Below are 9,797 nucleotides of genomic sequence, written 5' to 3' on the forward strand. Positions count from 1 at the left end.
CTAAGCCGGCGGCTGATGACGTCCCAGCAGCCGCCGGTCACCGAATCCTAGGTACCGTGACTCATCGCAGCAATACGCGGGTGCCGTGCTTGAGGCAGCTCTCAAGCCGCGTCGGGGTTATGCCTGATCCGGATTAGGCGCTCTTTTGCAGGAGACGCCTTGAAAACAGAAAACCTTCAGTGATGAAAGTGAAATCGTGAGCTAATCAAAATCATCCGACGCACCGGACTTCCTTCCGGTGCGTAACCAACGCCCCCGCAGACTCCGTTGTTACGATCGTCCGCGCCGCATCACAACCACAACCACGGCCAACAGCACAATTACGCCCAGAATGACATACGGCATCGGCGACATCTCCCCCTTGGCCTGCCCGCTGGCGAACAACGCAATACCGGCAACCAACAACGCGACCACCAACCCGGTAATCGGTCCGACCCAGTGTCCCATGCCAAACTGCGTCCGGTAGGGGTCGATCGCGCCGCCAGAATGCAGTGCGCGCTTTTCAATCCGGCGCTTGAAACGGATGCGATAATCATCAAACTTCTCGAGCATTTCCCAGCCGTTCTGGGCTTCCTCCGCGATCAGTTGCTTGACGACTTCGGAATTCCGGAACCGGCCCGTGGCGGAGCGCACGATCTTGAACTCCCAACCTTCAAGGTCTGCCGCATTGTATCCGCTCATTTGCTCTTCCTCCTGCTGCTGCCGTCGCTGCTGGGCGGCGATCGCTGCGTGAATTGCTGGATTCATTTGTCCTCCTTGCGACAAGATACGCATGCGACGAACAAAAGTTACGATTACTGCTTCCAGGAAAATCACGATTGAAAGGATATTCTGGATTCGGAATTCGACGTCGATTGATGCATGTGACTTGTCACGCCGTCGCCGAGTGAAGACGCTAACACTCTGCTTTCATCGAATGATGAGTACAATTTTGCTCGCCATTTGAAAGATTTGCGGACAAATACCTTGATTCGTTTCGCTAGCTTCCGTTAGAATAATGGAGTACAAGATATACGATCTGTGAGGAGGTCACATCATGTATCGCTCGCTTACGCCCCTTGTCGCGGTCGGATTCGCCGTCTTGATTTCCTGCTCCCAACACGCGCCGATGTCTCAGAAAATGTCGCTCGGCGTCGACCTGTTCTACAGCAATCAACTCGACAGCGCTTACAAGTCGCTGAATTCCGTCATGCAGTCCGATCCGCGCAATGCCCAATGCTCCGCCTATCTGGCCGAGACCGCGCGGCGGCTTGACCGGCAACAGGATGCCATCTATCACGCGTACCGCACGCTCCAACTCGATGCCTGCAATTCGTTTGCGCATACGGTGCTCGCCGAAGTCTACAACCCGATTCATGTCTCTAGCGGCCCCAGCAGCTTCGACTCGGTCTGGACCCATGCCCAGGCCGCTATTTCCTGCGACTCCACTGACGGCAATGCCTGGCTGGTCATCTGGACCGAGGCCATCCGCCGCGGCGATCGCGAATGGGAGAACCGGGCGCTCGCCGCTCTCGATCACAACAACTTCTTTTCACCCGGCATCATCGAATACAATCGCTGGGTGCTGGAAAACCTGCCGCCGGATGCCATCTTGCTCACGAACGGCGATCTCGATACCTATCCGGCCGTCATGCTGCAATCCAGCCGCAATCTGCGCCCCGACGTCGCGATCGTCAATCTCAGTCTGATGAACACCGCCTGGTACCCGCACTACATCGCCACCCGCTATAATCTGCCGCTGCCGGTGCCGGACAGCGTCGCCGCTAATCTGAAGCCGTATCAATCGATCGAGGGGGAGGTCGTGACAATCGCCTGCCAGAAGGTCGAGGGCTGGGCTGCCCGGATTGCCGATTCCTCGCTCCAACGGCCTCTGACGCCGGCTCTGACCGTCTATAATAAGAACCTCTCGCCGCACTGCCGCCGCCAGTTGGCACTCGCCGGCGCCTATTTTCGATTCGATCCGACTCTGACCCAGCCGCAGGATGACCCCGAGGCTGTGCGCCGGGCCTTTGACTCCGCGCGCCTCGATCTTTACCAGGGCACTATGGCCAGCCTGTCGGATCGCAGCCCGATCCGCCGCATGAGCAGCGTCTTTCCGGCACTCAATCTGTGCACGATGGGAATCAACATCTGCCGCCATCAGTTGGAGCAGGGGGATCGTGACGGCGCCCGCGAGTACCTGAATAAAACCAAGGCTCTCGCGACCGCCACCGGCCAGCTTGCGCACTTCAGCGAGCAGTTCAAGGAACTGGAGAAGCTGATGCAGGGCTAAGCCCCGCCGCGGCGCTGCTCTGAATGCATGTCACAATTGCGAGGAAGGGTGTAAATGTGATTGACCGAAACCACCGCGGTGCCTAATCGTATACCCATGTAGACCACTATTGGGTATTGAATTCAAGGAAAGGAGCCGCTATGGCGGACGGCAAGCGTAATGCCATCAACTGGTTTGAAATCCCCGCGAATAACTTCCAGCGGGCGGTCAAATTCTACGAAACGATTCTCGGTTCGTCGCTGCACACCTCAAATATGGGCGGCTGCGACATGGCCTTTCTGCCCGCCGATGAAGGCAAGGTCGGCGGCGCGGTCATCCAGCACGGCGAAGTGAAACCGAGCGGCCAGGGCACCCGGGTTTACCTCAACTGCAATCCCGATCTGGCGCCGATCCTCGCGCGCGTGGAGGCGGCCGGCGGCAAAGTCGAAGTGCCGAAGACCCAGATCACCCCGGAGATCGGCTTCTTCGCCTTCGTTATCGACTCCGAAGGCAACCGCGTCGGTCTGCACTCCATGAGCTAATCCCCCCGAAACAAAACGGTCACCCGCAAGGGTGACCGTTTGCGTGTCTCCTCGCTTGACGCGGGCGCGGTTAGCCGCGCAACTCGAAAATGCGGCCCTCAATCATCAGCAAATGAATCCGCTGATCACCGGCGGCACTGACCAGGTCAAGCAACTTCTGCGCCGTCGCTACTTCTTCAATCTGCTCATCGATGAACCACGCCAGGAAATTCGCCGTCGCACGGTCATTGGCCTTTTCCGCAACATCGGCGCATTCGTTGATCAGTCGCGTGATCTTCTTCTCATGCTCCAGCGCCGTCTCGACGATCTCCTTCACCGACTTGTAATCGGCCTTCGGCGTCTCCAGCGTCGCCAATTTCACCGGCGCGCCGACTTCAACTAAGTAGTGCGCGATCTTGGTGGCGTGCGCCATCTCTTCGCCGGCCTGCTTCTCAAACCACTTGGCGAAACCGTTAAAACCCATCTCATTCAGCTTGTAGGACATCTGCAGGTAGGTCCAGTACGAGAAGAATTCCTCTTTCACCTGGGCGTTCAGTTTGTCCGCAACAGCCTGGGGAACCATCATAATCAATCTCCTTCACGGTAACGTGCACGCGGGCACGGTTGCAAGTCAATCTTCTTTCTACGCGCCGGAGATTATCGAGATTTGTGAATATTATCGCAATGGGGAAGAAGCCTGACCGTCGAGAAAGCGCAGCACTCGCGCGAGAACATGGAACTGCGAGAAGCGCGACCACGCCTTGCGCATCGCCGCTGTCGCCATCTGTCGCCGTTCCTGCGGCTGACTCCGGAAGTGGGCAAAGAGCTTGACGTACTCCGCCGGCGAGTTAGCAATTGCTAATTCCGATTCGTCATAAAGTGAACCCAGCGCCGCCGGCTTGTCGACCAGTTGAAACGCGCCAACCGCCGCAAGAACGTGGGTGCGTTCGTTGACCTCGCTGAACCGCTCGATCTGCGCCCGTAAATGATAGTTGGGGCAGATCGCGGCAAATCCGTACAACAGCGCCGCTTCACTCTGGCGGAGATTCATAAACCGTCCCGGCCAGCCGGTACCGGCCAGAATCCCGCCGTGGCTGCGCACAATCGGTAACAGATAATCGGTCGTCTCCTGAAGCTTCAACTCCGAGTTCGTACCGACGAAAGCGAAGTCCCACAACTCGCACGCCGGTTGTGCAAAGTGAATCAGCGGATTGAAGGCAAACGGCAGCGACAAAAGTGGGGTCGTCTGCCTAGCCAGAACTTCATCACGCGACGGATCCAGATGAAACGTAATGCGGAAATCGGCGTCGCGCTCATTGCCGCGAAACTCCGAGCACAAACCTAGCCGCAGCGATTTGGTGCGCGAATACTCGGAGAGCACCCGGTCGAATGGAGCAGTCACTACCGCTTCCGTATCCACAGAAATCAAGGTCGTGGGGCGAAATGCTTCAAGTGATACTTTAAGATCATCATCAGTCGTAACCAACTTGGCCGGCACCCCCAAATACTCCAGGCATTGCTGCCAACTTTCAAAGATATAGTAAAGCGCTCCCATTTTCAGACTCGGGCTGTAGAGCAGAATGCGCTGCTTGGAAGCACCAAAGCGATTGTGGTGTTCTGCCAGCAGAGTCTGCCGCAATCGGCGATTTTCGACGACAATTTCCGCCCGCTCGTCATCCGCGCAATTCGCCGAGAACCATTGCAAGGTCCGCAGCAACTGGTGCGTCTTGATAGCTGCCTTGGTATCGGCGAGGGTCACGCGCCCGTACACAGCAGCCAGATTCTGGTGGGCGTCGGCGTAGTCGGGCCGCAGCGACAGTGCTTTGTGCAGCAGATTCAATGCCGTCTCGTACTGCCGGCCCTGAAAGCAGAGAACGGCGGCATTGTTGAGCGTCTCCGGATCATTTGGCTCCGATCGTAGAGCGCAGTCAGTGTAATGCCACGCCCCTTTGAAGTCGCCCAGCGCCAGACAACATTCTCCCATCAGCCGCAGCGCGGCGGCATCAGTCGGGAGATCGCCCAGAATCGACTCACACAACAGCGCCGCCTCCGTCGCCAGCCCCGTCTGCAGCAGCTCCTGCACGCGACTGAGCGAGCGCGACTGGTCAATGGCGGATTGTGTCGGCATATCCTGTTTCATCGGCAAACAGCGCTAATGCTGTAGCCCGCTCCGAATCAAGCGGAAGCGCGCCGGTGCCGACAATGTCAGAGTACCCGAATTGCGAGGGAATCGTATGTCGATTGCAATGGAAATCATTGAATGGCTTGACCCCACCGGCGAAGAAATGATCTACCGCATCCCGCAGGAAGGATCGGCCGACTTCAAGCTGGGCGCGCAGTTGATCGTGCGCGACAGCCAGATGGCGATCTTCTTCAAGGACGGCCACGCCTGCGACTTGTTTACGACTGGCAGACATACCTTGACGACGTTGAATATCCCGATCCTGACCCGTCTGCTGTCGTTGCCGTGGGGCTTTGAATCGCCGTTTCGTGCCGAGGTCTACTTCATCAATCTCAAGACCTTCATCAGCCTGAAGTGGGGCACCCGGCATCCGGTGACCTTCCGCGACAGCAAGTTGGGACTGATTCGCCTGCGCGGGCACGGCGCATACACGATCAAGATCGCGCAGCCGCTGCTGTTCCTGAATACGATCGTCGGACGTCAGGCGAAGTATACCACCGACGACATCCAGGGCTATCTCCGCGACGTTATCGTGGCGCGCATGAACGACATGCTCGGCGAAAAGCTCGATTCGATTCTGGATCTGCCGCGCGAGTACGACGAATTGGCGCTGGCGTTCAAGCAGCGGGTCGATAACGAATTCGAAAAATACGGGCTGGAACTGATCGATTTCTACATCGCCTCGATCACGCCTCCCGAGGAAGTCTCCAAACTGATCGACCAGCGCTCCGGCATGGAGGCGGTCGGCGATCTGGACAAATTCCTCAAATTCGAAATGGCGCGCGGCCTGGCCACCTCCGGCGTCGCCGGCGAAACCGGCAGCACCGTCGGCATGGCGGCGGGCGTCGGCGTGATGATGCCGGCATTAATGTCGCGTGTCTTCGCGCCCGATCAAGTCGAACTGCGTACCCAACCATTGGATACCGTCACCTGCCCGAAATGCCATACCGACACGCCGGTGCAATCGCGGTACTGCTATCGCTGCGGCAATCCGATGGTGATTCAGAACGCCTGCCCGAGTTGCCGGCAGGAATTGCCAAGCGAGGCCAAGTTCTGCTTCCACTGCGGCGCCAAGCTGGACGCGCGGCCGCATTGCCCGCACTGCCAGGCCGAACTGATTCCGGGCTCGCGCTTCTGCGGCTCCTGCGGCAAGGCCGTCGACAATGGCTCCGCCACGCAGCAGTAGCGGCTACTGCATCAGCACCACTTGCCCCGGCTGCGGCGGGATTCTGCGGCTGGAGGCGAACTTCCTGACCACCCGCTGTGCCCATTGTGGCTCGGCGGTGCGCATCAAACCGTCCACCGCGCCGCCGGCGTTCGTCCTCAAGCCGCGCGTCGAACGCCTGCAGGTCCGCTTCTTCCTTGATCGCTATCTCAAGCAAGCAGGGCGAACCCTCTCGTCAACGCCCCCGGAGATTACCGGCGTCTACTTCCCGTACTGGCGCGTCGAGGCGATGCTGCTGCGCCTGCGCAACCGCATCGAGAAGCGCTACGATATTCCTGACTGGGAACGCGGCGAGGAGGTCGTCGAGCGTGAACAGCGGGCGACCGAGGTGAGCCTGTCACCATACACCCTCACGCTTCCCGCCGATGCAAGGGCGGCGGCCTTTCCGGCCTCGCTCGGTGTGCGGCCGCAGATCGCGTTGCTGTACCCGATAACTGCCGACTATCTGCGCGAAGATTTCGCCATCTGGCCGATTCGTCTCGAGGCGAAGTCAGCTTTCGATCACGCCCGCGCGGCCGCCGGCAATCTCGACCGTCTTTCGCAGACCGGAATCAAGCGCAACCAGTCGCACTTGTTCGGCGGCGAACTGAGCGTGATTTACATGCCGTACTACCTCTGTCGCGGCAAAGAATCGTACCTCGTCGATGCCATCAGCGGGGAAGTCAGTCCCGCCGACGATCTCGATTTGCCCGAAGTCGACGCCGCTTCGACGGAATTCGGCGCCCTCGAAATCGAACTGCATCGCTGCACCAACTGCGGCTACGAACTGCCGGAAAACGGCTCGCTGATCCAAGTCTGCGCGGAATGCGAGTCCGTGGTTCGACTTGATGCCGTTGCGAATCTGGGGAAGTTGCCGCTTGGCTTTCCGGAGCGGCAGAGTGAAGGCGACAGCTTGTTTCCGTTCTACATGTTTGACATTGCGGCAGCGGATGCAGGCAGACTTCAGAAAGCACTCTGCGGACTCAAGGAAATTCGGCAAATGGTGATCCCGGCCTTTGCGATGGGCAACTTCGAGGCGCTCTATCGGCTTGCGTCACGCATGAGTTCCGCCGGCGCGCAATCGGAGCCGATCGAATTGGCCGACTGGCCGCGCCAGTTTGCGCCGGTGACGGTCAGTATCGCCGAGGCGCAGGGCATCGCTGCCGCCGTCTACGCTCGCGCTCTGACCGGCAAGACGGACGCCATCGATTCGGCATCGTTCAACCTCGCGGCCGAACGCGTGCGCCTGCTCTTTGCGGCATTTCGTGCCGACGGCTACTTCTTCGTCGACGAATATCTGGGGGCAATCACCTTCGAGCGGGCGGCAATCAAGCCGTAACGCGCTGTCGCAGTCCGCTATTCCGCCACGAACTTCGAGAAGTCACTGCCGAAACGGCGGCAATCCTCAATCTCACCGGGGCCGGGTACCAGTCGCGCCCGTGTGCCCGGTTTCATTACCTTCAGCTTGAGCGCCTCAAGATAAGATTCCAATATTTCGATCGCCTGTCCGCCCCAGGCGTACGAGCCGAATACGGCAGTCTTCTTCCCGGTGGCGGCGACAGACGTCAGCAGATGCGCCGCATCCCAGATCGGCTTGACCACGTCGCCGGCAAAGGTCGGCGTGCCAAAGAGAATGCCGTCCGCCGACTCCAGCCAGTCGCGCAGTTCGGCGTCGTTGGATGCTGTAACATCGATCAAGTGCGGCTCGCATTTGGCCTGATCGAGCGCATCGCAGACCGCGCGCGCCATGATCGCCGTGTTGCCATAGGCGGAAGCATACAAGATCGCGATCAGCTTGCGATCAGAGCGGTGCTTCGGCTCAGTCCATTCGAGATACTTCTCGATGAACAGCTTCGGCTCAGCGCGGTTGACCAGCCCGTGCGACGGCGCGACAGTGGCGATATCCATCGCCGCGATCGCCCGCGCCGCCTTGCGCGAAAACGGTGCGAATGGCCGCATAATGCAGTCGTAATAGTACCACGCTTCGTGAATCAACAACTGGTCGCCCGGCTTGTGGAAGATCGACTCGGTCGGGCAGAAGTGCGCCGCAAAGCCGTCGCAGGAGAAGAGAATCTTGTGCTCCGGGTTATAGCACATCATCGTGTCGGGCCAGTGCATAAACGGCGTGGCGAGAAATTCCAGCGTCAGGCCGCCGAGGTCGAGCTTGTCGCCGCCCTTGACACCCTCGATCGTGCGCGCCTCGTCGTTGATGACATTGCGCAAAAACGGCACCGCCGGCTTGGCGCAGACGAGCTTGATGCCGGGATTCGCCTGCAACAGCTTGACGATCGCGCCGGAGTGGTCGGGCTCGTTATGGTTGACGATCAAATAGTCGATTTTTGATAGCGGCAGAATTTCTTGAATTGCCGCAAACAGTTGATCCTCGAAACCGTCCTTGACGGCGTCGATCAGGGCGACTTTCTCGCCCCGCAGGAGATAGGAATTGTAGGTGGTGCCGTAGTTGGTCTTGACAATCAGGTCGAACATGCGCAATTCGGGATCTTTGGCGCCGACCCAGAAGACGTTTTCCGCAAGAGCAATCGCTGACATATTTGTCTCCTTCTCGGAGCGCAGTATAAGCCAAACGGCGGCGCAGGTAAAGGGGGTACTGAGCGGGAGCTGGGGCATTTTGGCCGAAAAAACGATTGCACAGGTCTTGTCGTAATGCGTTATTGAAACAAATGATCAGAGAGAATCAAATAAGACGGGCAATCGTGGGACTGATCGGCGCAGCCGTGTTGCTGCTGGCTTCGTGCGGTGACTCGACCGAGCCGGAACCGTTGGTCGACCGGATCACCATGCCAACCGACATTCAGGTCAACGCCGGCGATCACTTCACGATTCCGATCTATCTCGAAAACGCCGCGCCGGTGGCGGCCGTCGCGGTGCCGCTGCAGTACGCCAACAGTGTGATGCGCTGTGATTCGGTGTCGTTCATCGACTCGCGCTGCAGCACGTTTCTGTTTCAGCGGTATTTCACCCGCGCCGACACGATCTACATCGGATTGATCGATACGATCGGGCTGGCCGCGGGCAAAGGGTTGATGGCGACGCTGCACTTCTGGGCCTTCGGGAATGCGCCCGATACGGACGTGGTGATCGACCTGTTCGAGACGCCGGTGCTCGATTTTGGGTATGCCGACACCTCGTTGGTTTTCGGCGTGATCACTCCGCAGTTCCAGCCCGGCCGCGTGCGTATCAAGACGCAGTTGTAGCCGCAATAGAACCCCGACGTCTTTTCATCGTAGGTCGCGTTCACGTTCCGTAGGTCGGGTTCCGATCGTTGCTGTCGCCATGGATTCGATATTCGTAGGTCGAAACCCCTGATGGAAGACTGCCGACTCTATATCTGCGGCATGAGGGGTTTCGACACCGGAGCTTCGTAGACATCTGGTCTGTATCATGGGATGCCGTAACGCTGATGTCGAATCCCCAGGGACCACTATTCGAACTCCAAAAGGTGCTACGAGCCAGGGTTTCGACCTACGCGGCTTCGGCGTCCCTCAACGCGGACTGCCGCACTGACGCCGCCAACCCACAACACTCTTGCTCCTTGCCTTAACCCCGCAACTTCCGTAATTTCAGCGTGACCATCCTTCCGCCGGAGTGGCGAAATTGGTAGACGCAAGGGACTTAAAA

At 58.8% G+C, this 9,797-nt stretch carries 9 protein-coding genes; 5 read left to right on the plus strand and 4 right to left on the minus strand.

What is annotated here, in order from left to right; translation table 11 throughout:
* Positions 1-270: 270 nt before the first annotated feature.
* Positions 271-747: a hypothetical protein gene (locus tag IT585_04920; GenBank protein ID MCC6962575.1), complete on the minus strand. Its 477-nt coding sequence runs from the start codon at positions 745-747 to the stop codon at positions 271-273.
* A 289-nt stretch (positions 748-1,036) separates the two neighbouring features.
* Here IT585_04920 and IT585_04925 point away from each other — a divergent pair, with 289 nt between their 5' ends.
* A complete protein-coding gene (locus IT585_04925; GenBank protein MCC6962576.1) occupies positions 1,037-2,272 on the plus strand; it encodes a hypothetical protein in 1,236 nt (411 codons plus the stop codon).
* A gap of 140 nt (positions 2,273-2,412) precedes the next feature.
* Positions 2,413-2,793 (plus strand): VOC family protein, encoded by a 381-nt coding sequence (locus tag IT585_04930; GenBank protein ID MCC6962577.1) that lies wholly within the window; start codon positions 2,413-2,415, stop codon positions 2,791-2,793.
* A 70-nt stretch (positions 2,794-2,863) separates the two neighbouring features.
* On the opposite strand, the gene IT585_04935 is transcribed toward IT585_04930, so the two are convergent.
* Positions 2,864-3,358 (minus strand): ferritin, encoded by a 495-nt coding sequence (locus IT585_04935; protein ID MCC6962578.1) that lies wholly within the window; start codon positions 3,356-3,358, stop codon positions 2,864-2,866.
* A gap of 90 nt (positions 3,359-3,448) precedes the next feature.
* On the minus strand, positions 3,449-4,900 hold the full coding sequence (locus tag IT585_04940; GenBank protein ID MCC6962579.1) for a glycosyltransferase: 1,452 nt from the start codon (positions 4,898-4,900) through the stop codon (positions 3,449-3,451).
* 106 nt (positions 4,901-5,006) lie between these two features.
* On the opposite strand from IT585_04940, the gene IT585_04945 reads away from it, so the two are divergent.
* Together IT585_04945 and IT585_04950 are read left to right on the plus strand one after the other, a co-directional pair.
* The gene (locus IT585_04945; GenBank protein MCC6962580.1) at positions 5,007-6,140 is read left to right on the plus strand and encodes an SPFH domain-containing protein; all 1,134 of its coding nucleotides are present in this window, start codon (positions 5,007-5,009) and stop codon (positions 6,138-6,140) included.
* Entirely contained in the window at positions 6,118-7,497 is a 1,380-nt protein-coding gene (locus tag IT585_04950) for a hypothetical protein (protein MCC6962581.1), read from the plus strand. Before IT585_04945 ends, IT585_04950 begins: the two co-directional genes overlap by 23 nt.
* Before the next feature lie 17 nt (positions 7,498-7,514).
* On the opposite strand, the gene IT585_04955 is transcribed toward IT585_04950, so the two are convergent.
* Positions 7,515-8,708: an FprA family A-type flavoprotein gene (locus tag IT585_04955; protein ID MCC6962582.1), complete on the minus strand. Its 1,194-nt coding sequence runs from the start codon at positions 8,706-8,708 to the stop codon at positions 7,515-7,517.
* Between the two features lie 164 nt (positions 8,709-8,872).
* Between IT585_04955 and IT585_04960 the strand changes: the two genes are divergently transcribed.
* Positions 8,873-9,373, plus strand: a complete 501-nt coding sequence (locus IT585_04960; protein MCC6962583.1) for a hypothetical protein — start codon at positions 8,873-8,875, stop codon at positions 9,371-9,373.
* Positions 9,374-9,797 lie beyond the last annotated feature (424 nt).

The sequence above is a fragment of the Candidatus Zixiibacteriota bacterium genome, from assembly GCA_020853795.1.
GTDB lineage: Bacteria > Zixibacteria > MSB-5A5 > CAIYYT01 > CAIYYT01 > JADJGC01.

Bases quoted from the DNA above. Each gene is read 5' to 3' on its own strand.
- IT585_04950 (MCC6962581.1), top strand. From the start codon at position 6,118: ATGGCTCCGCCACGCAGCAGTAGCGGCTACTGCATCAGCACCACTTGC.
- IT585_04930 (MCC6962577.1), top strand. From the start codon at position 2,413: ATGGCGGACGGCAAGCGTAATGCCATCAACTGGTTTGAAATCCCCGCG.
- IT585_04920 (MCC6962575.1), bottom strand. From the start codon at position 747: ATGAATCCAGCAATTCACGCAGCGATCGCCGCCCAGCAGCGACGGCAG.
- IT585_04925 (MCC6962576.1), top strand. From the start codon at position 1,037: ATGTATCGCTCGCTTACGCCCCTTGTCGCGGTCGGATTCGCCGTCTTG.
- IT585_04955 (MCC6962582.1), bottom strand. From the start codon at position 8,708: ATGTCAGCGATTGCTCTTGCGGAAAACGTCTTCTGGGTCGGCGCCAAA.
- IT585_04940 (MCC6962579.1), bottom strand. From the start codon at position 4,900: ATGCCGACACAATCCGCCATTGACCAGTCGCGCTCGCTCAGTCGCGTG.
- IT585_04945 (MCC6962580.1), top strand. From the start codon at position 5,007: ATGTCGATTGCAATGGAAATCATTGAATGGCTTGACCCCACCGGCGAA.
- IT585_04935 (MCC6962578.1), bottom strand. From the start codon at position 3,358: ATGATGGTTCCCCAGGCTGTTGCGGACAAACTGAACGCCCAGGTGAAA.